We start from the raw sequence: 23,316 nt of genomic DNA on the forward strand, positions 1-23,316 counted from the left end.
CATGCCGCGCCCCGGGGGGACGGCAGCGCGCGGAGGCGACGGGGCCCTGCCGGGGGCGGCAGCGCCCCGAGAGGAGGGCGTCCCGAGACGACAGACGGACGAACAGGAACGACACCGCACGCGACAGGAGCGCACGGCGACGACAGCGAGCGAGAAACGACACGCGGGAGCTGCACCGCACGAGCTGGGATCGCCCGAGACGCCGGGCGCGGGAACGGCGGCGTGCAGCACAACGGCCACGCGCAAGGCAAGAAGGGCGGCGATCGGCGGCGGGTGAGGTGGGCGCCAGACGGTGAGCGGCGCCGGGTGGTGAGCGGCGCCGGGTGGTGGGCGGCGCCGGGTGGTGGGCGGCGCCGGGTGGTGGGCGGCGCCGGGTGGTGGGCGGCGCCGGGTGGTGGGCGGCGCCGGACGGTGGGTCAGGGGTGTGGGGGTGCGCAGCTCTCGCGCTCGACGAGGGTGGGTGGGAGCAGGCGGATCGGCTCGGTGTGGCGGCCGTCGAGGAGTTTCATCACGGTTTCCACGGCCAGGCCGCCCACGTCGTGGGAAGGGATGTCCACCGAGGTCAGCGGGATCGGCATGGAGAGGGCCACGTCGCGGGGGCAGACGGCGACCAGGGAGATGTCCTCGGGCACTCGGCGGCCGGTGGCCCGGAGCTGGTCGAGCAGGGGGCGCAGCGCCTCTTCGTTGTGGACCACCAGCGCGGTCACGCCGTCCAGCTCGGCGTCGATGTCGGCCAGGCAGGTGCGGACGCCGTCCTGGCCGGGCTCGCACGGATGGGTCATCGTCTCCAGGCCGAGCTCGGCCGACGCCTCGGTGAAGCCGGCCAGGAAACGCTCCGCGTAGCTGGTGCCGCGGCGGTAGACCGACGGCGACGGGCCGACCAGCGCGATCTTGCGGTGGCCGTGCCAGGACAGGTGGCGGAGCGTCTCCTTCGCGGCGGCGGCGAAGTCGAGGTCGACGCAGACGATGCCGTCGGGGTTCTGCGGGAGGCCGATCAGCACGGACGGCTGTTTCAGGCGGCGCAACGCGGGGATGCGCACGTCGTCCTTCTCCACGTCCATGACGATGAGCGCGTCGACCATGGTCGAGTGCGCGACCCGCTCGAGGCCGGTCGTGCCCTCGTCCTTGGTCAGCAGCAGCACGTCGTGGTTGTGCGTGCGGGCGGCCGTCACCACGGCGGTCGCGAACTGCATGATGACCGGCACGTTGACGTCCACCCGCAGCGGCACCACGAGCGCGACCACGTTGGTCTTGCTGCTGGCCAGCGCCCGGGCGCCGGCGTGCGGATGAAATCCCAGCTCGGCGATGGCGGCCTGAACCCGGGCCCGGGTCTGCGCCGAGATCGGTCGCCGCCCGCTCAGCACGTACGACACCGTGCTGGGCGAGACCCCGGCAGCCCGGGCGACGTCGTTGATCGTCGGCATCGGCCCTCCCCACGTGACCCGATCGTTCCCCATCATGCGCCCTTCGCCAGGAATCCTAACTACCTACTTGATCAATTGGGCACGTCCCGAACGGGCACACCTCCGCGCTGTGACCCGGCGACGACCAGATGCGGGGTCGCCACGGTCGACGGCTTCTCGGCGATCACGGCCAGGGCGAGCGTGTTTCGCCCGTTCTGGTGGAGCAGGCCGGCGGGCAGCACGAAGTCGGTCTGCGGGCCGATCGCCGCGCCGTACTGACCCAGGTTCCAGCCGTTCAGGTACAGGATCACGCGGTAGCCGGCCGGGATCGGGCCGTCGAACCGCAGCGCCACCGACGTGTCCTGACCCTCGGGCAGGCGTACGTCAAATCCTGTCCGCAGCCAGCTCACCCCCGCCCCGACGGACGAGGACGCCGCCGGCCACCCGCGGTCGGAGTAACCGGGCAGACTCCAGCCATAACGCTCCCCGTAAAGGCCACCGTTGTTGAGCCCGCCCCGAGCCGGATCGACCCGAGCCTGACCCTGGATCTTCCAAGAGATCGACGAGACGCCGTCCACCGACGCTCCGACGAGGCCTCGCGGCTGGCGGAACCGGCTGTCCTCGGCGGTCCAATCATCGTTGTTGCCCATGTTTTGCACCACGACCGAAAGTACGGCCGTTTTGCCCGGTTTGATCAGCCCGGCGGGTATGGCGAAGTGGCCGGCGCCCGGCGACGGATTGCCCGGCGCGTCGGAATCGGCCTGCACCCCACCAGCGGCGCTCCCGAGATACTGCCCGTTCAGCCAGACGAGATAGTCCCCGCGCTTGCCGGTGATCGCGTTGAGATCGACCGTCGTCTCGGCGCCGGTCCCGGTGAACCGCCCGCGGTACCAGACGCTGCCGGCGTGGTAGCCGTACTCGTCGCTGAACAGCACCGGCTGGGTGAGCGGCGCGAACGTGCTGAGGCTCGTCGACTTGTCGGCCACCGTCCAGCGCGAGTCGTCGAACCCCGGCCGGGCCTCGGGCGCCTCGGCCATCTGCCGCCACCCGCTCAACGCGGGCAGCGAAACCCCGCGGGGGCCGGGCAGGCTGCCTTCGCGAGAGCCACTTGCGGACGTACGGGTGAGGAGCACCCGGTTGTTGACCAAGATTGCCCGAGCGGTGGTGAAGACCTCGATCGCCCCGGCCGACGCGGTGTCGGCTCGCAGGGAGGCGACCCCGTGCGCGACCGTGGCCGAGCGGACCAGCGACGTGCCCCGCACCAGCACGGGCCCCGAAGCGGTGTCGACCCGCCAGAGCTGCGCGGCCGTGTCGTCGGTGCCGAGCAGGAGCAGCATCGGACGCCGCCCGCCCCCGCTGATCAGCACACGCGCCAGCCCCTGGTGCCGGTAGTCGAGGCGGAGATCGCCCCCGGCGTACGAGGACCGGACGTCGCCGGAGAGAACCTTGACCGAGGGTGACGCGGAATACCGCAGCACGGTCGTCCCGGCAGTGCCCGGCGACCCGTAGAGGACCGCGACGTCCCGGCCACCGATCGCGGCGGTCGTGAGCAGCTCGGACGACGAGGTCACCAGCCGCTGCCCGCCCAGGTCGGCCCCGGCGAGCAGCACCTTCGCGTCGTGCCCCGGCAACGTCAGCGGCAACTCGTACCCGCCGAGCGAGACGGTGGACGACACCGGCGCCGTGGAACCGTTGCGCACCAGCACGAACTGCGTGCCGGTGTCGGGGTTGGCCCGCGCGGCCGTCTCGAGCCCGGCCGCTGCCGGCGCCGCCGAAGCGTCGGTCTTGGTGAGCGCCGGGACGGCCTGCAGGAAGTAGCCCTGGCGCTTGTACTCGAAGTACTTGCCGGTCAGCTGCCGCGCCTCGTCGATGGCGGCCCCGTAGTCGTACGAGGTGTAGACGTCGTTGGGTTGCCCGAGCCAGCCCCAGTTCGTCCCGCCGAAGCCCATGTAGTAGTTGAACGCGGTCGCCCCGCTGAGGATCAGGTTCCCCTTCTGGAAGTACTTCGTGTACTGCGTGCCGGTCAGGTCGTTGCAGGCGTCGTAGCCCGCGTTGTTGAGGTCGATCGCGCCGCCCTGGTACTCGGCCGCGAAGACCGGCGCGTCGTCGCGGACCCGCTCGGTGACGCCGGCGCCCCACGGGCCCCACGTCGTGCCGGCGGCCTGGCACTCGAACGACTGCGGGTAGTCGTCGACGCCCGGTATCTGCACCGCGCCCGGGCCCGATCCCCAGGTGGACGACCAGGATCCGGCGTCGCAGCAGTCGTTCGTGGTGATCGGCACGTCGATGCCGTCGGCGCGGGCCGTGTCCTGCAGGTCCTGCATGTAGACGGCGTCGGTGTTCACCGCGTACTCGTTCTCGACGTTGTAGAGCAGGACCGAGCCGCCCCGGGTGACCTGGTGCCGGGCGAGGATCGGGTTGATGTGCGCGAGCCACTCGTGATAGGCCGCCGTGTAGCCGGGATCGCTGCTGCGCGCGCGGCCGGGCACGGTCTTGAGCCAGGCGGGGAAGCCGCCGCCGCTCGTCTCGGCGTTGATGTAGGGACCGGGCCTTGCCACCACATAGAGACCGACCTCCTCAGCCGTGCGGAGCAGCCGGTCGACGTCGCGGACGCCGGTGAAGTCGTACTTGCCCGGGGCCGGCGAGTGGTAGGCCCAGGAGAAGTAGACCGAGACGGCGTTGAAGCCGGCTGCCTTTTCCTTCTCGAGGATGTCTCGCCAAAGGTCGATGCTGGGCAGCCGAAAGTAGTGAAATTCCGCCGCCTGAAGTACTACGCGGCGGCCGTCGAGCATGAGCGAGTATCGGTCGTACGTGACGCGGTGGGCGGGCGTCGCGGACGACGGGGCGGCGAAACCGGCAAGGCCGGCCGCCGCCAGGACAACTGCGAGCAGGATACGGCGGATTCTCATGCGAAGCCTCTCAGGACTCTCGGTGACCCGCCCGCCGGCTGACCAGGCCGGCGGGCGGGTTCCCCTCTCACCGAATGGAGAATGTGGACAGGCGCAGCGCGTCACCGAACACCAGGTAGACGTCGTGCCTGCCGCCGGCCTTGGCCAGCGTCGCCGTCGTGGTGGCGTACTTGTAGACGTCACCCGTGGCGGCCACCGGCGCGGTGCCGAGCAGCCGGCCGGCCGGCGAGTCGAGGCGCACCTCGACGGTCGTGGCGGTCAGCGAGGCGGTGCTCGCCGTGAAGGTCGTGCCGGCCCGCAGGTCGGCGCCCTTGAACGCGATCCAGTCGCCGGCCTTCGACGACCCGACCGCGGTGCCCGCCGCCTTCGACTGATCCACGAGCTTGACCGCCGGGGCGTACGCGTCGAAGTTCTCCGCCCTGGTCTCCCGCGAGAGATCGCGGGCCGGGATGGTCTCCCCGCGCACGTTCCAGGTGAGGCGCTGGCGGATGTCGCTCGACGAAGAGCCGATCATGATGTCGTACGCGGAGGACTCCACGACCCAGCGGCTGCGCGTGACGTCCCAGTGCTTCAGGTCGTCCGTGGTCAGCTTCAGCGAGACGGTCCTCGTCTGACCGGCCTTGAGGTGCACCCGGTCGAACGAGCGCAGCTGCTTGACCGCCGTGGTGTCGCGCGAGGTGCGCTGGTGGGTGTACAGCTGAACGACCTCGTCGCCGTCGCGCCGGCCGGTGTTGGTCACGGTGAAGGTGACCTTGCCGTGCCCGATGCTGGGCTTGCCGTACTTGAAGGAGGTGTACGACAGGCCGTAGCCGAACGGGTAGAGCGGCGTCTGCTTGCTGTAGAGGTAGGTCTGGCCCGACGAGATGATGTCGTAGTTCAGCAGGTCGGCCGGGAGCTGGCTGTCGCTGCGGTACCACGTCTGGGTCAGCCGCCCGGCCGGGTTGTAGTCGCCGTAGAGCACGTCGGCGATCGCGTGCCCGGTCTCGGCGCCCGCGTGCGTCGTCCACACGATGCCGGGGACGTTCTGCTGCTCCCAGGTGATCGTGTCGGGGTAGCTGGTCTGCAGCACGACGATCGTGTGCGGGTTGACCGCGCGGACGGCCTTGACCAGGGCCTCCTGGCCGGCGCCGAGCGCCATCGTGGTGCGGTCGTGCGCCTCGCGGCCGTTGATGAACGGCTGGCTGCCGACCACGAGCACGGCGGTGTCGGCGGTCCTGGCGGCGGCGACCGCCTCGTCGATGCCGCTGCGGAGCACCTCCTTGCCGAACTTCGCGGCGCCCGCGGCGTCCGGGGAGCCCAGGGCCAGCTTGCCGTCGGCGCCGACGGTGAGGTACTTGTTCGGGCCGAACCAGCTCTCGGTCGTCTCGTAACCGGCGTAGCGGATCGCGACCGTGCCGTCGGCCTGCGGCTCGAGCTTGAACTGCTGCTGCACGAACCACCCGTTGGGCTGATCGTCCCGGGTGATGAACGGGCCCCAGTTGTAGCCGAGGTACTTGCCGCTCGCGACGTTCTTGAGGGTCAGCACGTCCTGGCCCCAGTCGTCGGCGTCGAACTGCGCGGCCGTCGTCGCGCTGTCGGCGGTGACCGCCACGGCGTCGGCGTCGGTGGTGCCGGTCGAGGTCAGGTACTTGCCGGTGGCCACGTCCCTGAGGGCGATCCGGTCCGAGCCGGTCGAGCTCACGACGCTGCCGGCCTTGGCCTTGATCCCGTCGACCGCCGTCACCTGGTAGGGCAGCTTTCCGCCGTACCAGTCGCTGTAGAGGGTGTCGGCGAGCGGGCCGACCACCGCGACCTTCCCGCCCGGCTTCAGCGGCAGCGCGCTGCCCTGGTTCTTCAGCAGCACCATGGCCTTGTCGGCGGTCTCGCGCGCGAGACGCTGGTTGGCGGGGCTGTTGATGACCTCGGGGCCGATCTTGCCGTACCGGCCGCCGTCGGGGTCGAACTCGCCGAGCCGGAAGCGGATGCTGAGCGCCTGCCCGGCCGCCACGTCGATGTCGTGGACGGTGAGCAGCCCCTGGTCGAGCGCCTGCTTGATGGCGGTGACGGTGGGCGTGCCGTTCGCGTCGTCGACGGTGAAGGCGTTGAGCCCGGCCTTGATCACGGCGGCGTTCGCCTCGGCCTGGGTGGCGTAGTACTTCTGCGAGCCGGTGAGGTTGTAGGGGGCGTACGCGTCGGAGACGTTGAAGAGCGGGTAGTCGCTCCAGCTCCGCTCGATCGTCGCCAGGTCCGGGTCCACCGTGGCCGGACGCCCGTTGACCAGGTTGTACGAGGCCATCACGCCGGTGGCGGCGTCGGCGGCCAGCGCGGGGCGGAAGGCCTCGCGGTCGTACTCGTTGAGCACCCGCGGCGGCACGTTGGACGAGGTGACGTCGCGGCCGGCCTCGTTGTTGTAGGCCAGGTAGTGCTTCAGCGTCGGCGCCGCCTTGAGGTGCGCGGGGTCGCCGCCCTCGAGGCCGTTGCCGTAGGCGGTCGAGATCGCGCCGGTGAGCAGCGGGTCCTCGGAGTAGCCCTCCTCGTTGCGGCCCCAGCGGGGGTCGCGCAGCAGGTTCACCACCGGCGCCCAGAGGTTGAGGCCGAAGACGCGGGGGTTCTTGGCGTTGAAGCCACGGGCCTCGTCGCCGACCGCTTCGCCGACCCGCCGGATCAGGTTCGGGTCCCAGGTGCTGGCCATGCCGACCGGCTGGGCGAAGGAGGTGCCGTCGGCCTGCACGACCGCGCCGTTGTTGTCGATGTCGTTCGACCAGGCGACGCCGTGCAGGGCCTCGGTGCCGGCCTTGAAGAGGTTGATGCCGAGCCGCGGGATGGCCGGCTGGTACTGGTGCAGGAGCGAGATCTTCTCATCCAGCGTGAGCCGCCCGACGAGGTCGTCGACGCGGGCCTGCAACGGCAGATGTGGATCACGGAACGGATAGGCCGGGTCCGCGTGCGCGGCGCCCGGAATGGCGGGCGCGAGCAGCAGCGCGGCCGCCAACATCGGCAGGAAACGCCTTCGCATGGGCGATTCTCCTCATCGAAGGATCTATTTGTAAGAACGGCGAATCACCTGCTCAGCGCGTTGCGTGCCGGAGCAGGACGGTATTGAATCGCATTGTCGAAGCGCTTCGATTGTCGGCGGTATCGCTCACGATAGATGTCCCCCGATCCCGTGTCCACACCCGAATCGAAATCCGCCGGTAACATCGATGGAGATCATCCCGGGGCTGGGTCTGCGCCGCCCCGTGGGCGTGCTCCGGGAGGCCGGGCGGCTGCGGGCCGCGGGCGGTGTCGCGGCGGCAACGGCCGGCGTTGTGGGCGGCAACGGCCGGCGGCGCGGGCGGCAACGGCCGGCGGTGTCGCGGCGGCAACGGCCGGCGGTGTCGCGGCGGCAACGGCCGGCGGTGTCGCGGCGGCAACGGCCGGCGGTGTCGCGGCGGCAACGGCCGGCGGCGTGGACGGCAGGCGGCAGCGCCGGCGTCGGTGGGTGGCTCAGGGCGGCGGGCGGCAGCGCCGGCGTCGGTGGGTGGCTCATGGCGGCGGGCGTCCGTCTCAGCGGTCGACTCGCGCTAGGCGGGCTTCCTGCATGCGGGACGACAGCGCCGCCTCGATGGCCTGGGCGGTGTCCCTTCCCAGGATCCGCCGGCCGTGGTCCCGCCACGACTTCGGGCCGCACCCGGGCGGCGGGTCCAGCACATGCGTCGACGCCAACGTGCGTCCCAGCGGTTCTGCGTGCTTCCGCGGGCCGTCCTATCGTCCATCTCACGTCGGTCACTCGGGTCGGCGCCGTCAACTTGCGTCGGTCGTGGCCGATTGCCAACGCGGCCTCGGCGGAGCCCTACCCTGCGTCGCAACCTCGGCGGGGACGGCGCGCGGGGGGCTTTCCGTTGCCGGTAAGCCAATGTTGTCCCAGGACAACGAGGGTTTGGGCGATCTTGCGCGGACTTGGCCGAGGTCTATGGTTACCGCATGTCCCGCCCATTCGGCGCGGCGCATGGTGACCTGTTCGCCCAGAACTTCGCCGGCGATCAGGTGACCGCGTTGCGCCACGCCGTCGCTCGGCTGGCCGCCAACGCCGGCCTGCGCGACCACGCACTCGAAGGCTTTGTCACGGCGGTTCACGAGCTGGTGATCAACGCGGTGCGCCACGGTGGCGGTCACGGATCGCTGCGGATGCACGGTGACGACGACAGCCTGATCTGCGAGGTGCGCGACCACGGCCCGGGTTTCGCGGGCGAGGTGCCGGCGTCGAGCGGGCCGCCGCCGGCCGATGTGCCCGGTGGCCGGGGCCTGCTGATGGCACGCCTGCTCACCGACACCCTGCTGATCAGCAACGGGCCCGGCGGCGTCACGGTCACCGTGACCGCCTGCCTGCCGGGCAAGAGGGCCGACAACAGACCCGACAGCAGGCCCGACAGCACGCTCGACAACAGGCTCGACAGCCGACTCGACAGCCGACTCGACAACAGGCTCGACAGCCGACTCGAGAGGCCCGAGAACAGGCATGACAACAGGCATGAGACGAGGCATGACACCGAGTTAGGAAAGGATCATGGCCACCGAGGCAACCTGCCCGCATGCGATTGACCGGGATGGCGCCACCAGCACGGTCGTCCTCACCGGAGAGCTCGATCTGAACGTCAGCGAGCACCTGAGCACGATCCTGCTCGAAGAAGTGCGGCGACCGGCGACCAGCACCGTGCGCGCCGATCTGAGCGGCGTCACGTTCATCGACTCGACCGCGATCAACGCGTTCGTCGCCGCCTACCGCGGCGCCCGGGATCGGGGCCGGTGCTTCGTCGTGACCGGCTCGCACGGACAGGTCGGCGAGGTTCTCGCCATCGCCGGCATCCTGCCGACGCTCTCACCGTGACGCGGCGGTCAGCTCGATCGTGAGCCGCGGCCACAAGCGACCTCAGCGCCGCTCGAGGATCTGCTTCAGCGCCTTCAGGTCCTTCTCGTTGGCGCGGCGCATCGCGGCCGCCATCAACGGCGCGGTCACGTTCGCGAAGCCGGCCGGCTCGCCCCGGTTCCGCAACGTCATCCGGGTCCTCCCGCCCTCGACCGGCTGCCAGGCGTAGGTGGTCTCCATCGGGAACGGCCCCTGCGCGGTCCGCATCACCAGCCGCTCGCCGGGCACGAGCTCCTTCACCTCGTACGTGTAGGCCAGCCGCCGCCCGAGGAACCGCGCCACGAAGTCCATCCGCGATCCGACCGCCACGGGCGAAGGGGTCCGCCACTCCACCGAGTCGATGTTGGCGTACCACAGCGGGGCGTTCGAGGGGTCACCCGCGTACGCCGCGACCTCCGCGCACGGGCGGTCGATCACGATCTCGGTCAGCACGTCGACGCTCACCAGGACATCCTGCACCCGCCGGGGTCAGCCGGCCGGCAGGCGTACCTCGAATCGGCATCCGCGGCCGATGTTGCGTACGCCCACCCGCCCGCCGTGCGCCTCGACCAGCCCGCGCACGATCGCCAGGCCCAGCCCGCCGCCGCCCGCGCCCGAGCCGCCGCTGTCCGGGGTGCGGGCGCGCTCGCCGCGGAAGGCGATGTCGAAGACCCGGTCGAGGTCGGCGTCGGGGATGCCGCCGCAGGTGTCGGAGACGGTCAGCCACACCCCGTCGCGCTCGCGGCCGGCGTCGATGTGCACGGTGCCGTCGGCCGGGGTGTAGCGGACCGAGTTGATCAGCAGGTTGGTGACGACGCGGGCGAGCTCCCGTTCGCTGCCGCGCACGGTCGGCCAGCCGCTCTCGGCCGCCACCAGGGTGATCTTCTTGCCGGCGGCGAGCGGCGCCACGCCGGCGATCGCGTCCGAGACCACCTCGCGCAACGGCACGGTCGTGGGGATCAGGCGCAGCGCGCCCGCGTTGATCCGGGACAGCTCGAACAGGTCGTCGACCAGGCGCGTCATCCGGCCGGTCTCCACCCGCAGGCGCCGGTGGTACTCGGCGACGGTCGCCGGGTCGGCCACCACCCCGTCCTCGAGCGCCTCGGCCATCGCCCGCATGCCGGCCAGCGGCGTACGCAGGTCGTGCGAGACCCACGCGACCAGCTCGCGCCGGCCGGCCTCGAGCCGCCGCTCGCGGGCGCGGGCCTGCTGGGCCCAGATCGCCGAGGCGGCCAGCCGGCGGCCGAAGATCGCGCCGACGGCCAGGCTGACCACAGCGGCGGCGCACACGGTGAGCAGCACGACCCGCATGTCGTGGCCGGAGAGGAACATGGCCCGGGCGACCGTGACCACGCCGGCGACCACGGCCAGCACGGTCACCGTCAGCAGCACGACGACGTGGGTGAGGATCGACCGGCCGCGCAGCAGCCGCAGCACCGCGGCGCCGGCCACGCCGACGACCGCGCCGGCGGCGAGCGCGTAGAGGCCGATGAGCAGGGTGTCCTTCATGAGACCTCGTAGCGGTAGCCGACGCCCCACACGGTGCGGATCCGGCGGGGCTCGGCCGGATCGGCCTCGATCTTCTCGCGCAGGCGCCGGACGTGGACGGTCACGGTGGACTGGTCGCCGAACTGCCAGCCCCACACCCGGTCCAGCAGGTCGGCGCGCGACCAGGCCCGGCCGGGGTGGCACAGCAGGAAAACCAGCAGGTCGAACTCGCGCACGGTCAGCGACAGCGGCACGCCGCCGAGCCCGGCCAGCCGGCGGGCGGTGTCGACGATGAGCCCGGCGTCGCTGATCATCGCGGGCGGCGGCGGGTCGGTGGCGGGCGCCACCCGGCGCAGCACCGACCGGATCCGCAGCACCAGCTCCCGCGGCGAGAACGGCTTGGTCACGTAGTCGTCGGCGCCCACCTCGAGGCCGAGCACCCGGTCGGCCTCCTCGCCCAGCGCGGTCAGCATGATCACCGGCAGGTCGGGCAGCTGCCGCCGCAACCGCCGGCACACCTCGATGCCGTCGATGCCGGGCATCATCAGGTCGAGCACGACGAGGTCGGGCCGCTCGGCGGCGACGGCCGCCAACCCGTCGGCGCCGTCGCCCGCCAGCCGCACCTCGCAGCCGTCCTGCTCCAGGTAGCGGCGCACGACGTCGCTCACGGTCGGATCGTCGTCGACCACCAGCACCCGATGTCCCACCCCGGTCACGCTACCCACCCCCGGGTCCCCGCGGCCTTGCGAACTTCTTACGGACGACCACGCGCGCCGCCGAGACCAGCGCGAGGACCAGCAGGATCAGCGCGAACCCGCGCCCGTAGTGCAGCGGCAGCACCGACGGGTTGTCCGCGGGCCGGCCGAAACCGAGCACCAGCGGCAGCGCCACCACCCCGAGCGCGGCCACGATCAGCGCGACGAGCCGGGTCCAGCGGCCCCTCCGGGCGAGCAGCGCCCCGGCGAGCAGCACCAGCGGCATCCAGAGCGCATCGTGCACCACCAGCACCGCGACGAGGAACACCAGCACACCGATCTGCGGGAGAACACCGCTCATGGCGTACGCGATGAGCACCGCACCCGCCACGATGAGGGTGACCCTCGTCTTCATCGTGGCCCCCGCACGGTGAGCCGGCCGACCCACTTGGTCTGCAGGACGCCGGGCCGGTTCGGCGCGATCAGCCGGGCCGGGTAGCCGTGGTCGGGATGCAGCACCTCGCCGCCGAGCCGCAGCGCGATCAGGGTGAGCGGGTCGCGGGCGTGCTCGGCGGCGACGGTCGACGTCCGGTAGCGGCCGCGCCGCTCCAGCGACTCGACCAGCACCGTGGCGTGCTCCGGATCGGCGCCGGCCAGGGTGACCAGGTCGCGCAGCCGCACGCCGGTCCAGGTGGCGCCGGAGCTCCAGCCCTCGACGCAGGCGATCGGCAGGTGGGCGGTGTGCTGCGGCAGGGCGCCGAGCGCGGCGAGGTCGAGCGTGGTCTCCCCGGCCGGGCCGGCGACCACCAGGCGGTAGGCGGCGGCGTCCACCGCGATCCCGGCCGCGGCCGCGGTCTTGTTGACCGGCAGGCCCTGCGGCCCCACGCCGGGCCGCCGTGGGGCGAGCAGCCCGAGACCGGACAGCGGCCGGACGGTCTGACCGACCGTGGTGACCGTGATGAGCCCGGCCGCGGCGGCGACACCGGCCAGCAGCTCGCGGCGGGTGGGCCGATCGCTCGCGGGCTCGGGCTCCGGCTTCGGCTCCGGCTCCGGCTCGGGCTTCGGCTCGAGATCGGCCGGGGCCGGCTGATCGGGCGCGGGCGCGGGCGCGGACGCGGACCGACGGCGGCGCAGCGCCTCGCGGATCACCGGCAACTGGACGCCGAGGTGCACCAGCAGGGCGCCGGTCACCAGCCAGGCCACCCAGTAGTGACCGGTCGTGAAGAAGAACGGCATCGGGGCGTACCAGTGCGTGATGTTCAGAATTCCGCTGATCACCTGGAAGAGCGCGGCCGCCACCAGCAGCGCGACCCCGGCCCGTTCCGCCGCGTGCGCGATCGAGCGCACCGCCGGCAACGTGAACAGCCGCGGATACACCGACCACAGCTTGACCCCGAGCATCGGCACGCAGGCCAGCCCGGTCGCGACGTGGATGCCCTGGGTGAACCGGTACAGCCCCACCGGCCGCGACGGCCACCAGAACCAGCCCGGCGGGTGCTGGATCAGGTGGCTGAGCAGGCCGGTCACGAAGCAGATCGCGAACGCGACGCCGAGCGCGACCCCGAGCAGGCTGGTGAGCCGGGCCGACCGCAACGGCGACGGGAACGCGTCGTCCCGGAACGGGCCGCGCCGCGGCGGCGCCGATCCCCATTCCCATGCGCGCCGGGTCAGCGCGACGACAGTGTCGCGAACCATCGGCCCGCCTCCGTCCAGGTGCCGAGCACCCGCATCGCCGTCGCGGTGGCGAGGGCGTCCAGATCGTCGACCGGCACCGACGCCCACGCGAGCACACCGTGATCGCCCTGCACCACCGCCGTCCCCGACCAGCCGGCCGTGCCGGGAGCGGTCACCTCGGCGTGCACCCGGCCGCCGGGCCCGAGCAGGCGACGGCACCGGCGCAGCAGCCGGGCGGGGTCGCCGCCGATGCCGATGTTGCCGTCGGCCAGCAGCACGTGCTGCCAGCGGCCGGTGCCGGGAAGCGGCTCGAAGACGTCCCGGCGCAGCGCGGTCGCGCCGCGGCGCCGGGCCAGCCGCACGGCGGTCTCGCTGATGTCGATGCCGAGCACGGGACAGCCCCGGCGGGCGAGCTGGCCGGCGAGGCGGCCGGGACCGCAGCCGACGTCCAGCGTCGGGCCGGTGCAGCGGGCGAGCAGGTTCGCGTCGCCGGGCAGATCGTCGCGGCACCAGGCGGCCGGGTCGAAGCGCTGCTCCCGGCCGGTGCGGTGGCGGATGGTGACGGGGGCGGCCCGGCGGAACAGGGCGTCGAACACCACGGCCGCGCTCACCCCCGCACCGCCGCCGTGACCGCGACCTCGGCCGCGACCTCGGACTTCACCAAGCCCGGGAAGCGGCGGCCGGGCGGGCACAGCGCGGCCACCGCGTGCGCGTCCGCCGCCGTGTCGACGTCGCGCAGCACGGGCAGTCCGGTCACGCGCAGCCCCCGGCGGAGCAGCGCGGCATAGGTACGCGGCCCGGTCGTCGCCGTCGAGGTCGGTATGTCGCGCAGCACCGTGGCGTGGCCGGGCTCGCGCAGGCCCAGCGCCCACCAGCCGCCGTCCTCCGCGAGCCCCAGCACCGCGTCGGGACCGCCCGGCTCGCGCAGCAGCCGCAGGGCCGCGCCGACCTGGCCGGCGGTGAGCTGCGGGGTGTCCATGCCGACCAGCAGCGTCGCCGTGCCCGGGGTGCGCGTGTCGGCGAACGCGTGAGCGAGCCGCTCGCCCAGCGGGCCGCCCCGCTGGAGCCCGGTCCGCCAGCCCGGCGGCGCCGGCAGCGGGACGTCGGTGACCAGCACGCGGTCGGCGGTCGCGGCGCCCACCGCGTCGAGGGTGTCGGCCAGCGCCGCCGCGGCCACCCGGGCGGCCTGCGCGGGCGTGCACGGCGGGCACAGGCGGGTCTTGACCCGGCCGGGGACCGGGGCCTTCGCGAGCACCACGACGCGGCTCATCCGGCCAGCACCCGGCTCATGTCGCGGACCGCCCGGGCCGTCCCGAGCACCGATCCGGTCACCTTCGAGCGGGTGCCGGCCGCCCGGGGCAGGTAGTCCACGTCGATCTCGGCGACCCGCCAGCCGGCCCGCCCGGCCGCGATCAGCAGCTCGAGCGGGTAGCCGAAACGGCGGTCGCGCAGGCCGAGGGCGAGCAGGTCGTCGCGGCGCACGGCGCGCATCGGCCCGATGTCGTGGACGTGAAGCCCGGTGGTGCGGCGCACCCGGCGGGCCAGGATCGCGTTGCCGGCCCGGGCGTGCAACGGCCACACCCCGCGCGCGGCGGGCCGGCGGCGACCGGCGGCGAGCTCGGCCCGGCCCTCGCGCACCGGCCGGGCCACCGCCGGCAGCTGCGCCGGATCGAACGAGCCGTCGGCGTCCATCACGCACACCAGGCCGTCGTCCGGGTCGGCGGCGAGAACCCCGGCGTGCACCGCGGCGCCGTACCCCGGCTCGGCCACGGTGATCACCTCGGCGCCGTGCTCGCGGGCGACCACGGCCGAGCCGTCGGTGGAGCCGTTGTCGACGACGATCGCCCGGTACCCGGCCGGCATCCGGGCCAGCAGGGCGGGCAGGGCCGGGGCCTCGTTCCGGCAGGGCAGCACCACATCGGTCATGGCTCCGACGCTAGGAACGAGCGACCCGGAAAGGGCTTACGCGCCGATGACAAACCCTTACGAACCGCTGACGTCGGCCCCGTTCGGCCCGGCCGCGCCCTAGCGTCGGCGCCGTGACTCACGTACTCGTGACCGGCGGCGCCGGCTTCATCGGAACCCATGTCGTGCACGCGCTGACCGCCGCCGGCGGCGACGTGACCGTCCTCGACTCGGGCCACCCGGCCGCGCACCGGGAGCCGCCGCCGGCCGACATCGCCGGCGCCCCGGTGCGGCGGGGCGACCTGCGTGACCCGGCGGTGGTCGACGCCGCGCTGGCCGGCGTCGACGTGGTGGTCCACCAGGCGGCGATGGTCGGCCTCGGGGTCGACTTGGACGACCTGCCCGACTACGTCGGCTGCAACGATCTCGCTACCGCCGTCCTGCTCGCCCGGATGGCCCGCGCCGGGGTGAGCCGGCTGGTGCTGGCGAGCTCGATGGTGGTCTACGGCGAGGGCGGCTACTCGTGCGCGCAGCACGGCCCGGTGCGGCCCGGTCCGCGGGTCGTCGCCGACCTCGCCGCCGGCCGCTTCGAGCCGCCGTGCCCGCGGTGCGGCGAGCCGCTCGTGCCGGCCCTGGTCGGCGAGGACGCGCCGCTCGACCCCCGCAGCGTGTACGCGGCCACCAAGGTCGCCCAGGAACACCTCGCCGCCGCCTGGGCCCGGCAGACCGGCGGCGCCGTGGTGGGGCTGCGCTACCACAACGTCTACGGGCCGGGGATGCCCCGCGACACGCCCTACAGCGGCGTCGCGGCGATCTTCCGATCCGCCGTGGCGGCCGGCCGGCCGCCACGGGTCTTCGAGGACGGCGGTCAGCGCCGCGACTTCGTCCACGTCCGGGACGTCGCCGCCGCGAACCTCGCCGCGGTCTCGGCAACCGAGTCGCTCGGTGGCTGGCGGCCGTACAACGTGGCTTCGGGCCGGCCGGCCACCGTGGGCGAGGTCGCCGCCCAGCTGTCCCGGGCGGCTGACGGCCCGGTGCCGGTGACCACGGGCGAGTTCCGGCTCGGCGACGTCCGGCACATCGTGGCCGACCCCGGCCGGGCCGCCGCCGAGCTCGGCTTCCGGGCCCGCATCGGCCTGGCCGAGGGCGTCGCCGAGTTCGCCACTGCCCCGCTGCGCGGATGACCGGGGTTCGGCTCCGCCCCACTGCTTCGATGACCCGGACGACCACGGTTCGCGGCGACCTCGTCGCCGCGGCGGGCGCCGGGGCGCTGCTGGTGGTCGCGGCGGTCACGGGCGGGATTCTCGGGTTGGCCGGCCATCCGGTCCACGCGGGCGCCGCTCCCCTGTTCGCGCACTGGCTCCCGCATCTCGGCCCGGGCACCCCGCTCGCGGTCGCGGTGGCGGTGCTGGTCTGCCGGTACGGGCCGTGGCTCGCGGCCCGGTTGCGGTGGCGGACGCTGCTGGCCGTCTCCTACCTGACCGCCGTCGCCTGGACCCTGTCGCTCGCGCTGGTCGACGGCTGGCAGCGAGGCGTGGCGGGCCGCCTCACCACCGGCCCCGAGTACCTGGCCGAGGTGCCCGGGGTGACCGGCGTGCCCGCGATGCTGCGCGGCTTCACCGCCCGGATCCTGGACCACCAGCCCGACTCGTGGACCACCCACGTCGCCGGCCATCCCCCGGGCGCCCTGCTGGTCTTCGTCGGGCTCGACCGGCTGGGCCTGTCCGGCGGCGCCTGGGCGGGGCTGTTGTGCATCGCGGCCGGCGCGCTCACCGCGGTCGCCGTGCCGGCCACGGTCCGGCTGACCGCCTCGGAGCGGGCGGGACGGGCCGCGGCGCCGTTCGTGGCCCTGTTCCCCGGCGCGATCTGGGTCGGTGTCTCGGCCGACGGCCTGTTCGCCGGGGTCACCGCGACCGGGATCGCCCTTCTCGCGTACGGCATGGCGCGCCGGTCCGGGATCGCGGCGTTCGGCGGCGGCCTGCTGCTCGGTTGCGGCGTCTACCTCTCGTACGGGCTGGTGCTGATCGCCGCGATCGTGGCCGCCGTGGTCCTGACCGTCCCGGGCGGCCGCCGCACGGCCGGGTGGGCGGCGGCCGGCGTGGCCGTCGTCGTGGCGGCGTTCACCGCGGCCGGCTTCGACTGGCCGACCGGCTATCACCTGGTGACGCGGCGGTATTACCAGGGGCTGGCGGCCCATCGCCCGTACGCCTACTGGGTCTGGGCCAACCTCGCGGCCGTCGCCGTCGCCGCCGGCGCGATGGCCGCCGTGATCCTTCGCCGCGCGCTGCCGCGCCTCCGCCTCCGGACGGACGGCGGGGGCGCCTGGTTGCTGCCGATCGCCGCCGCGGCCGCGATGCTGGCCGCCGACCTGACCGGCTACAGCAAGGCCGAGGTCGAGCGCATCTGGCTGCCGTTCGCGGTGTGGCTCATGGCCGGCGCCGCGCTGGTGCCGAGCCGGCCGCGCCGCCACTGGCTGATCGCGCAGGCCGCGGTCGCCCTGCTGGTCAACCACCTCCTGCTCACGGTCTGGTGACTCCCGGCCCGCCCGGCGCCGGGCGGTGACGGTCGCGGAACGTGGCGATCTTGGCGCGGTTGCCGCAGTTGGCCATCGCGCACCAGCGTCGTGAGGTGTTGCGCGAACCGTCGATGAAGACCCACCGGCAGTCGTCCCCGCGGCACGCCTTGACCCGCGCCCAGCCCGGCCGCGCCGTGGCTCGCAGCAGCGCCGCCACCGTGGCGGCGCCGATGTCCCGCGCGAGATCGCCGGGCGCTTCGGCACGCAGGGTCGGGTCCCCGCCCAGATCGAGGCGCAGGGTCAGCCCGTCGAGGCCCGAGATCGCGCTCAGGTCGGGCTCGATGCCGTTGTTGCGCAGGGCCAGCCCCCGGATCAGGACGCGCAGCGAGCGAAGCGTGGCGACGCTCTCCACCGCCGACCCGTGCGGGCCGTCCCACCAGGCACGGACCGATTCGGCGTCGGCGAGCTCGTCGTGGTCGCCGTGGGCGGTGTTGGCCACGGCGATCAGCAACTCCTCGTCGCCGAGGCCGGGCCGGAAGGTCGGAGGTGCCATGTAACCACCGTACCGCGTTTATCGGTTGACGGGTCCCGTAACCGGTGTAACGGTTAAGGCGGTTACTACTTGAGGGGGAAGCTGGAGATGGCGCGTACCGGGGAACCGATGCTGCTGCTCTCGGCCGCGGTCTACGGCGTCAGCACCACCGTGGTGCCCGGCCTGGCGTTCCTGTTCGGCGACCTGGGCCTGGCCCGTACCAGCGCCTCCAGCGGCAGCCTGCTGCTGGCCGCCGAGCCGTTGCTCTCGGTGCTGCTGGCCGTGGTCGTGCTGCGGGAACGGCTGCCCGGCCGGGCGGTGATCGCGCTGGTCCTCGGCCTCGCCGGCGGCGCCCTCGTCGCCTTCGAACCCGGCGCCTCCGGCGGCGGCACGACCCTCGGCAACGCGCTGGTGCTGCTCGCGGTGGTGGCCGCCGCGCTGTTCCTGGTCGCCACCCGCCGCTTCAACGACGACGGTGACGGGCTGCACGCGAGCGCCTGGCAGAGCACCGGCGGCGCGCTCAGCGTGCTCCCCTTCGTGGCCGCGTCCTGGGCCACCGGCGGCACCCGCCTCGACACCGTCGGCGCGGCCGGCTGGGCGGCCTGCGTCGCCGTGGTCATCTGCGGCGCGGTCGGCAGCGTCACCTTCAACCGGGGCATCGCGCGGGTGCCCGCGGCCCGGGCGGGACAGCTGGGCAACCTGACCCCCGTCGTCGGCACCCTGACCGCGGTCGTGTTCCTCGGCGACCGTCCCTCGTTGCCGCAACTGATCGGCGGCGCGGGGATCCTCGGCGGCCTCGCTCTCCTGCTGTACGAGCGTCACGAACCCACACTCGAGCCGGTAAGCACAAGGAGCACACCATGTCCGAGCTGTTCTGCGACATCACCCTCGCCGGCCGCATCGAGCGCGCCGAGGCCCGGTTCATCGGCGCCTGCAGCGACGCCGCCCGGCGACGCACCCACCGCGCCGGTTTCGCCACCGCGATCGCCGGCGGGCTGGCCAGCTTCGCCGAGCCCGACTCGCCACTGAACAAGGTGGCCGGTCTCGGCTTCGCCGGGCCGCCCGATCCGGCCGCCCTCGACGCGATCGAGCGCGACTTCGCCGCGCACGGCGCGCCGGTTCAGGCCGAGGTGTCCAGCCTCGCCGATCCCGCGCTGCTCGGCCTGCTCGCCGGGCGCGGCTACCGGCTGGTCTCGTTCGAGAACGTCCTCGGCCGTACGCTCGGCGACGTCGCACCGGCGGAGGCCCCGCCCGGCGTCGACGTCCGCCCGAGCGGCGACGACGAGTTCGACACGTGGCTCGACGTCGTGGTCGAGGCGTCCCTGCATCCCGACACCGAAGGGGTGCCCTGGTACGAGGACTTCTCGCGCGACGTCCTCGAGAACGCCGAGCGTGACGCGGCCGGCCTGACCCGGCGTTATCTGGCCCGGTTCGGCGGCGCGCCGGCCGGCGGCGGAAGCATGCACATCGCCGACGGCATCGCCCAGCTGACCGGCGCCGGCACCGCGCCCGCGTTCCGCCGGCGCGGCATCCAGAGCGCCCTGCTGGCCGCCCGGCTCGCCGACGCGGCCGCGGCCGGCTGCGACATCGCGGTCATCACCGTCCAGCCCGGCTCGAAGTCGCAGCAGAACGCCCAGCGCCGCGGCTTCGACCTGCTCTACGCGCGGGCCGTGCTGTCCTGGGAGCCGGCCGCGGCGGACTGCCAGGAGGCGAGCAGCCGGAGGCTCGCCTCGGACGGCGACCCGGGCTCCGCGGTAGGTGATCAGCGTCTGGTCGGGATCGCCGGGCGCCCGCAGCGCCTCCTGCCCGAGCAGCATCCGGCCGGCGATCGGGTGGTGGACCTCGTAGCCCACATGGGACTTGTCGCCGACCGGGTGCTCGGCCCACAACTGCCGGAACAGCGGGCTGTGCAGGGACAGCTCGCCGACCAGCTCGGCCAGCAGCGGATCGTGCGGGTGGCGGCCGGCGTCGAGGCGCAGGAACGCCACGATGTCGCGCGCCTTCCGCCGCCGGTCAGCGAACAGCGCGCCCACGTTCTCGTCGAGCAGGACCAGGCGGGCGAAGTTGCGCTGCCGGGGCGGCAGCGCCGGGAAGTCGGCGATCAGGGCGGCGCCGAGCGCGTTCCAGGCGAGCACGTCGGTGCGCCGGCCGACGACGAACGCCGGAACGTCGGTCATGGCGTCGACGAGCCGGCGAAGCTGGGGACGGACACGTTGCGGCGCCGGCGGCCGGCGTGACTCCCGGGCCGGGCGGGCCAGGTTTCGCAGGTGCGCGCGTTCGTCGTCGGCCAGGCGGAGGGCGTTCGCGACGGCGTCAAGCACGGCGTCCGAGACGTGCCGGCCGCGGCCCTGTTCGAGGCGGACGTAGTAGTCGACGCTGACCCCGGCCAGCTGGGCGATCTCTTCCCGGCGCAGGCCGGGGACCCGGCGCCGGGTGGCCAGCGGCGGCAATCCGACGTCCTCGGGGCGCAGGCGTGCCCGCCGGGAACGCAGGAACTCGCCCATCGTGGTGTGGCCGTCCATGCGGCCAGTATGGCCAGTCGGCGCCGGACGCGCCTGGTACTGCCGGACCCAGGTTAGGGGCGCCCACGGTGGAACGGTGCTCTGGGTAACCGTCGCGGGCCGGCGCAAGGTGGCGAAGACAGGAGCCATCGACGCGAACGGAGTACGACATGATGGACGTGACCACGAGCACGGCGCTGGTGACCGGCGCCAACCGCGGCATCGGACGGGCGATCGTCCAGGAGCTGCTCGACCAGGGCGCCAGGAAGGTGTACGCGACGGCCCGCCGGACCGAGACACTTGGCGACCTCGCGAACGACCCCCGGGCGGTCGCCCTGCGGCTGGACATCACCGACCCGGACAGCATCGCCGCCGCAACGGCCGCCGCCGACGACGTCACCCTGCTGGTCAACAACGGCGGGTCGCTCGCGTTCGCCGACCTGCTCACCGGCGACCTCGCGGCGATCCACGCGGACCTGGCCACCAACTACTTCGGCACGCTCGCCGTCACCCGCGCGTTCGTCCCGGTGCTGCGGGACAACGGCGGCGGCGCGATCGTCAACATGCTGAGCCTGGTGGCGCTGGGCGCGGTGCGCGGCATGGGCGGCTACAGCGTGTCCAAGGCCGCCGCCGCGTCGATGACCCAGGCCGTGCGAGCCCAGGTGGCCGGCATGGCCATCACCGTGCACGGCGTCTTCCCCGGCGCGGTGGACACCGACATGATCCGGGCGTTCCCGATCCCGAAGACGAGCCCGCAAGACGTAGCCCGAGCGATCCTGGACGGCGTGGCGGCGGGCGACGAGGACATCTTCCCCGACACCATGGCCCGCGACGGCCACCAGGCGTGGCGAGACGACCCGAAGACGCTCGAACGCCGGATGGCCGCCATGTGAGCCCGCGGGGCAGCCCGGCTCCGACCTCGTCACGCTGGGCGGTTACTCCGCCGGGGTTCGCGCAGATGACCACGGCGGGTCCACGCCGGCCCGCCGCATCTGATCATCGATGAATTCCGCAGTGCGCCGCCCGGCCGGCGTGTTCATAGCGTTCGAAGGCGGCGGCGTGGCGGGCGTCTTGCTGGCTGCTGTGTTCGGTCTGGGCTTGGCGCAGCTCGGCGCGGCGCTTAACCCGCTCGGCGACGACCAGGTTGCGGCCGCCGATCAGCAGCGCGGCGACGCCGGAGGCGCCGGCGGCGAACGTGAACGCGGTCTTGACCGCGTCGATGCGCAGCTTCGCCCGGTCGGTGGAGGCGGCGCCGTCCGCCTCGTGCAGCAGGAAGATCAGCACTGCTGTGCCGGCGCCGAGGACCACGACGGCCCCGGCCGCGACGATCCAGCCACGGATCGGTGTGGACACGTCCGGGTCGGCAGGACGGGCGGGGCGGTTGCGCCACGTCCGCATGATCCGGGTCAGCAGCACCGCGCCGACGGCCGCGGCCCGGCTGGTGGTGAATTTGCTGCTCACGCGCCCAACATATGGCCTCGTCGATCCGCGCGGCGCCGTTGCCGTCGGGCGAGTCCATCGGGCGCCGGCGGCTCGGCGGATCGGCCCCGAAGCGGTGACCGTTGCTGACCTGCAGTTGGGCGGCGGTGTCGGTGAGCCGTGACCAGGCGCTTTGAGGTTCGGAGCGGCTCCGCTTGCGGTCGGGTGGCAAGCTCGTGTCCCATGACTGGTGATCTCGCGAAGGACCTTCGGGCCGGTCGACCGGATCTTGTGGAAGCGTGCCCGTGAGGGCGGTCATCGTCGCGGCGGCAGTCGCGTTCATCGTCTCCCTGTTCGGCACCCCGGTGGCGATCCGCGTGTTCACCGCGCTCAAGGCCGGCCAGCCGATTCGATCCATCGGGCTCGCCAGCAATGAGGGCAAGCAGGGCATGCCCACGATGGGCGGCGTCGTCTTCATCGTGGCGACCGTCCTCGCCTACGTCGCCGGGCACATCGCCCTGACCACCCTGCCCGACCGGCAGATCGCGCAGGAGGGGCCGACCATGACGGCGCTCGTCCTGCTCGGGCTGTTCGTCTTCTGCGGCGTGGTCGGCTTCCTCGACGATTTCCTGAAGGTGCGCCGGCGCAACTCCGACGGCCTGTCCGCCAGAGGCAAGCTGCTCGGCCAGGCGATCGTCGGCTCCGGCTTCGGCATCGCCGCCCTCTACGTGGCCAGCACCAACGGCCAGACCGTGGCCAGCGAGCACATCTCGTTCATCCGCGACGTCAGCTGGCTCGACGTCGGCAAGGTCGGCTCGGTGATCGTGTTCGTCTTCGTGATCACGGCGATGTCGAACGGCGTGAACCTCACCGACGGCCTCGACGGCCTGGCCACCGGCGCGTCGGTCCTGGTGCTCGGCGCGTACGCGCTGGTCGGTTTCTGGCAGTACCGGCACTGGTGCGGTGACACCGACTACGTGCTGCACAACACGTACTGCTATCAGGTCCGTGATCCGCTGGAGATCGCAATGATCGCGGCGGCGGCGGCCGCCGCGTGCGTGGGCTTCCTGTGGTGGAACACGTCCCCAGCGCGGATCATCATGGGCGACGTGGGCGCGCTCGGGCTCGGTGCCCTGATCGGCGGGCTCGCGGTGGCCACCCGCACCACGCTGCTGTCGATTCTGATCGGCGGGCTCTTCGTCCTCATCACGGTGACCTGGGTGATCCAGATTGTCTCGTTCCGGACCACCGGCAGGCGTGTCTTCCGGATGGTGCCGTTGCACCATCATTTCGAGCTCGCCGGGTGGAGCGAGGTCAATATTGTGGTCCGGTTCTGGATCGTGGCAGGCGTCTGCGTGGCGGCCGGCCTGGGCCTGTTCTACTCGGAATTCCTGGCGGCCGTCGGATGAAG

The 23,316-nt window shown here is 73.2% G+C and carries 20 protein-coding genes and 2 pseudogenes; 8 read left to right on the forward strand and 14 right to left on the reverse strand.

All coding sequences use genetic code 11. From position 1 onward, the window contains the following. Positions 1-416: 416 nt before the first annotated feature. From ACZ6TB_RS19600 to ACZ6TB_RS19610, 3 genes are all read right to left on the reverse strand, one after another. A complete protein-coding gene (locus ACZ6TB_RS19600; protein WP_465555935.1) occupies positions 417-1,424 on the reverse strand; it encodes a LacI family DNA-binding transcriptional regulator in 1,008 nt (335 codons plus the stop codon). 71 nt (positions 1,425-1,495) lie between these two features. Further along, a complete protein-coding gene (locus ACZ6TB_RS19605; protein ID WP_465555936.1) occupies positions 1,496-4,312 on the reverse strand; it encodes a beta-galactosidase in 2,817 nt (938 codons plus the stop codon). 67 nt (positions 4,313-4,379) lie between these two features. Then, positions 4,380-7,307 carry a glycoside hydrolase family 3 protein gene (locus tag ACZ6TB_RS19610; RefSeq protein ID WP_465555937.1) on the reverse strand — a complete coding sequence of 976 codons (2,928 nt, stop codon included), beginning with the start codon at positions 7,305-7,307 and terminating at the stop codon, positions 4,380-4,382. 947 nt (positions 7,308-8,254) lie between these two features. On the opposite strand from ACZ6TB_RS19610, the gene ACZ6TB_RS19615 reads away from it, so the two are divergent. Both ACZ6TB_RS19615 and ACZ6TB_RS19620 read left to right on the forward strand, forming a co-directional pair. Beyond that, positions 8,255-8,872, forward strand: coding sequence for an ATP-binding protein (locus tag ACZ6TB_RS19615; protein WP_465555938.1), 618 nt, complete (start codon positions 8,255-8,257; stop codon positions 8,870-8,872). After that, the gene (locus tag ACZ6TB_RS19620; RefSeq protein WP_465555939.1) at positions 8,838-9,158 is read left to right on the forward strand and encodes an STAS domain-containing protein; all 321 of its coding nucleotides are present in this window, start codon (positions 8,838-8,840) and stop codon (positions 9,156-9,158) included. Before ACZ6TB_RS19615 ends, ACZ6TB_RS19620 begins: the two co-directional genes overlap by 35 nt. A gap of 42 nt (positions 9,159-9,200) precedes the next feature. On the opposite strand, the gene ACZ6TB_RS19625 is transcribed toward ACZ6TB_RS19620, so the two are convergent. From ACZ6TB_RS19625 to ACZ6TB_RS19660, 8 genes are read right to left on the reverse strand one after another with little or no spacing between them, the layout of a single operon-like run. After that, positions 9,201-9,641: an SRPBCC family protein gene (locus ACZ6TB_RS19625; protein ID WP_465555940.1), complete on the reverse strand. Its 441-nt coding sequence runs from the start codon at positions 9,639-9,641 to the stop codon at positions 9,201-9,203. A gap of 24 nt (positions 9,642-9,665) precedes the next feature. Next, positions 9,666-10,685, reverse strand: a complete 1,020-nt coding sequence (locus ACZ6TB_RS19630; RefSeq protein WP_465555941.1) for a sensor histidine kinase — start codon at positions 10,683-10,685, stop codon at positions 9,666-9,668. After that, positions 10,682-11,371: a response regulator transcription factor gene (locus ACZ6TB_RS19635; RefSeq protein WP_465556060.1), complete on the reverse strand. Its 690-nt coding sequence runs from the start codon at positions 11,369-11,371 to the stop codon at positions 10,682-10,684. The genes ACZ6TB_RS19630 and ACZ6TB_RS19635 overlap by 4 nt, the downstream gene beginning before the upstream one ends. 10 nt (positions 11,372-11,381) lie before the next feature. Next, positions 11,382-11,774, reverse strand: coding sequence for a hypothetical protein (locus ACZ6TB_RS19640; RefSeq protein WP_465555942.1), 393 nt, complete (start codon positions 11,772-11,774; stop codon positions 11,382-11,384). Next, positions 11,771-13,054, reverse strand: a complete 1,284-nt coding sequence (locus tag ACZ6TB_RS19645) for a molybdopterin-dependent oxidoreductase (protein ID WP_465555943.1) — start codon at positions 13,052-13,054, stop codon at positions 11,771-11,773. The genes ACZ6TB_RS19640 and ACZ6TB_RS19645 overlap by 4 nt, the downstream gene beginning before the upstream one ends. Beyond that, positions 13,027-13,644: a class I SAM-dependent methyltransferase gene (locus tag ACZ6TB_RS19650; protein ID WP_465555944.1), complete on the reverse strand. Its 618-nt coding sequence runs from the start codon at positions 13,642-13,644 to the stop codon at positions 13,027-13,029. Before ACZ6TB_RS19650 ends, ACZ6TB_RS19645 begins: the two co-directional genes overlap by 28 nt. Continuing rightward, the gene (locus ACZ6TB_RS19655) at positions 13,641-14,303 is read right to left on the reverse strand and encodes a TIGR04282 family arsenosugar biosynthesis glycosyltransferase (RefSeq protein ID WP_465555945.1); all 663 of its coding nucleotides are present in this window, start codon (positions 14,301-14,303) and stop codon (positions 13,641-13,643) included. Before ACZ6TB_RS19655 ends, ACZ6TB_RS19650 begins: the two co-directional genes overlap by 4 nt. Next, positions 14,300-14,959 carry a glycosyltransferase family 2 protein gene (locus ACZ6TB_RS19660; protein WP_465555946.1) on the reverse strand — a complete coding sequence of 220 codons (660 nt, stop codon included), beginning with the start codon at positions 14,957-14,959 and terminating at the stop codon, positions 14,300-14,302. Before ACZ6TB_RS19660 ends, ACZ6TB_RS19655 begins: the two co-directional genes overlap by 4 nt. Positions 14,960-15,072: 113 nt before the next feature. Here ACZ6TB_RS19660 and ACZ6TB_RS19665 point away from each other — a divergent pair, with 113 nt between their 5' ends. Both ACZ6TB_RS19665 and ACZ6TB_RS19670 read left to right on the forward strand, forming a co-directional pair. Beyond that, the gene (locus ACZ6TB_RS19665; protein ID WP_465555947.1) at positions 15,073-16,122 is read left to right on the forward strand and encodes an NAD-dependent epimerase/dehydratase family protein; all 1,050 of its coding nucleotides are present in this window, start codon (positions 15,073-15,075) and stop codon (positions 16,120-16,122) included. Then, positions 16,119-17,471, forward strand: coding sequence for a hypothetical protein (locus ACZ6TB_RS19670; protein WP_465555948.1), 1,353 nt, complete (start codon positions 16,119-16,121; stop codon positions 17,469-17,471). The genes ACZ6TB_RS19665 and ACZ6TB_RS19670 overlap by 4 nt, the downstream gene beginning before the upstream one ends. On the opposite strand, the gene ACZ6TB_RS19675 is transcribed toward ACZ6TB_RS19670, so the two are convergent. Next, positions 17,458-18,006, reverse strand: coding sequence for a CGNR zinc finger domain-containing protein (locus ACZ6TB_RS19675; RefSeq protein WP_465555949.1), 549 nt, complete (start codon positions 18,004-18,006; stop codon positions 17,458-17,460). The two genes, ACZ6TB_RS19670 and ACZ6TB_RS19675, sit on opposite strands and share 14 nt — an antisense overlap. Positions 18,007-18,093: 87 nt before the next feature. Here ACZ6TB_RS19675 and ACZ6TB_RS19680 point away from each other — a divergent pair, with 87 nt between their 5' ends. Both ACZ6TB_RS19680 and ACZ6TB_RS19685 read left to right on the forward strand, forming a co-directional pair. Beyond that, complete coding sequence (locus ACZ6TB_RS19680; protein ID WP_465555950.1) at positions 18,094-19,014, forward strand: DMT family transporter; 921 nt, start codon at positions 18,094-18,096, stop codon at positions 19,012-19,014. A gap of 101 nt (positions 19,015-19,115) precedes the next feature. Beyond that, positions 19,116-19,622 (forward strand): annotated as a pseudogene (locus ACZ6TB_RS19685) (GNAT family N-acetyltransferase); the annotation flags it as partial. A 177-nt stretch (positions 19,623-19,799) separates the two neighbouring features. On the opposite strand, the pseudogene ACZ6TB_RS19690 reads toward ACZ6TB_RS19685, so the two are convergent. Then, a pseudogene (locus ACZ6TB_RS19690) lies at positions 19,800-20,636 on the reverse strand (helix-turn-helix transcriptional regulator); the annotation flags it as partial. A 20-nt stretch (positions 20,637-20,656) separates the two neighbouring features. Between ACZ6TB_RS19690 and ACZ6TB_RS19695 the strand changes: the two are divergent. Next, complete coding sequence (locus ACZ6TB_RS19695) at positions 20,657-21,379, forward strand: SDR family oxidoreductase (RefSeq protein ID WP_465555951.1); 723 nt, start codon at positions 20,657-20,659, stop codon at positions 21,377-21,379. Positions 21,380-21,482: 103 nt separating this feature from the next. Here ACZ6TB_RS19695 and ACZ6TB_RS19700 read toward each other — a convergent pair whose 3' ends face one another. Beyond that, positions 21,483-21,947: a hypothetical protein gene (locus ACZ6TB_RS19700; RefSeq protein WP_465555952.1), complete on the reverse strand. Its 465-nt coding sequence runs from the start codon at positions 21,945-21,947 to the stop codon at positions 21,483-21,485. A 263-nt stretch (positions 21,948-22,210) separates the two neighbouring features. Here ACZ6TB_RS19700 and mraY point away from each other — a divergent pair, with 263 nt between their 5' ends. After that, on the forward strand, positions 22,211-23,314 hold the full coding sequence (gene mraY / locus ACZ6TB_RS19705; protein ID WP_465555953.1) for a phospho-N-acetylmuramoyl-pentapeptide-transferase: 1,104 nt from the start codon (positions 22,211-22,213) through the stop codon (positions 23,312-23,314). The last annotated feature ends 2 nt before the right edge of the window (positions 23,315-23,316 follow it).

The sequence above is a fragment of the Actinoplanes sp. NPDC051537 genome (assembly GCF_055586105.1).

Excerpts from the sequence above, each read along its gene's own strand:
- ACZ6TB_RS19600 (WP_465555935.1), bottom strand. The coding sequence starts at position 1,424 with ATGCCGACGATCAACGACGTCGCCCGGGCTGCCGGGGTCTCGCCCAGC.
- ACZ6TB_RS19605 (WP_465555936.1), bottom strand. The coding sequence starts at position 4,312 with ATGAGAATCCGCCGTATCCTGCTCGCAGTTGTCCTGGCGGCGGCCGGC.
- ACZ6TB_RS19610 (WP_465555937.1), bottom strand. The coding sequence starts at position 7,307 with ATGCGAAGGCGTTTCCTGCCGATGTTGGCGGCCGCGCTGCTGCTCGCG.
- ACZ6TB_RS19615 (WP_465555938.1), top strand. The coding sequence starts at position 8,255 with ATGTCCCGCCCATTCGGCGCGGCGCATGGTGACCTGTTCGCCCAGAAC.
- ACZ6TB_RS19620 (WP_465555939.1), top strand. The coding sequence starts at position 8,838 with ATGGCCACCGAGGCAACCTGCCCGCATGCGATTGACCGGGATGGCGCC.
- ACZ6TB_RS19630 (WP_465555941.1), bottom strand. The coding sequence starts at position 10,685 with ATGAAGGACACCCTGCTCATCGGCCTCTACGCGCTCGCCGCCGGCGCG.
- ACZ6TB_RS19640 (WP_465555942.1), bottom strand. The coding sequence starts at position 11,774 with ATGAAGACGAGGGTCACCCTCATCGTGGCGGGTGCGGTGCTCATCGCG.
- ACZ6TB_RS19645 (WP_465555943.1), bottom strand. The coding sequence starts at position 13,054 with ATGGTTCGCGACACTGTCGTCGCGCTGACCCGGCGCGCATGGGAATGG.
- ACZ6TB_RS19655 (WP_465555945.1), bottom strand. The coding sequence starts at position 14,303 with ATGAGCCGCGTCGTGGTGCTCGCGAAGGCCCCGGTCCCCGGCCGGGTC.
- ACZ6TB_RS19660 (WP_465555946.1), bottom strand. The coding sequence starts at position 14,959 with ATGACCGATGTGGTGCTGCCCTGCCGGAACGAGGCCCCGGCCCTGCCC.
- ACZ6TB_RS19670 (WP_465555948.1), top strand. The coding sequence starts at position 16,119 with ATGACCGGGGTTCGGCTCCGCCCCACTGCTTCGATGACCCGGACGACC.
- ACZ6TB_RS19675 (WP_465555949.1), bottom strand. The coding sequence starts at position 18,006 with ATGGCACCTCCGACCTTCCGGCCCGGCCTCGGCGACGAGGAGTTGCTG.
- ACZ6TB_RS19680 (WP_465555950.1), top strand. The coding sequence starts at position 18,094 with ATGGCGCGTACCGGGGAACCGATGCTGCTGCTCTCGGCCGCGGTCTAC.
- ACZ6TB_RS19695 (WP_465555951.1), top strand. The coding sequence starts at position 20,657 with ATGATGGACGTGACCACGAGCACGGCGCTGGTGACCGGCGCCAACCGC.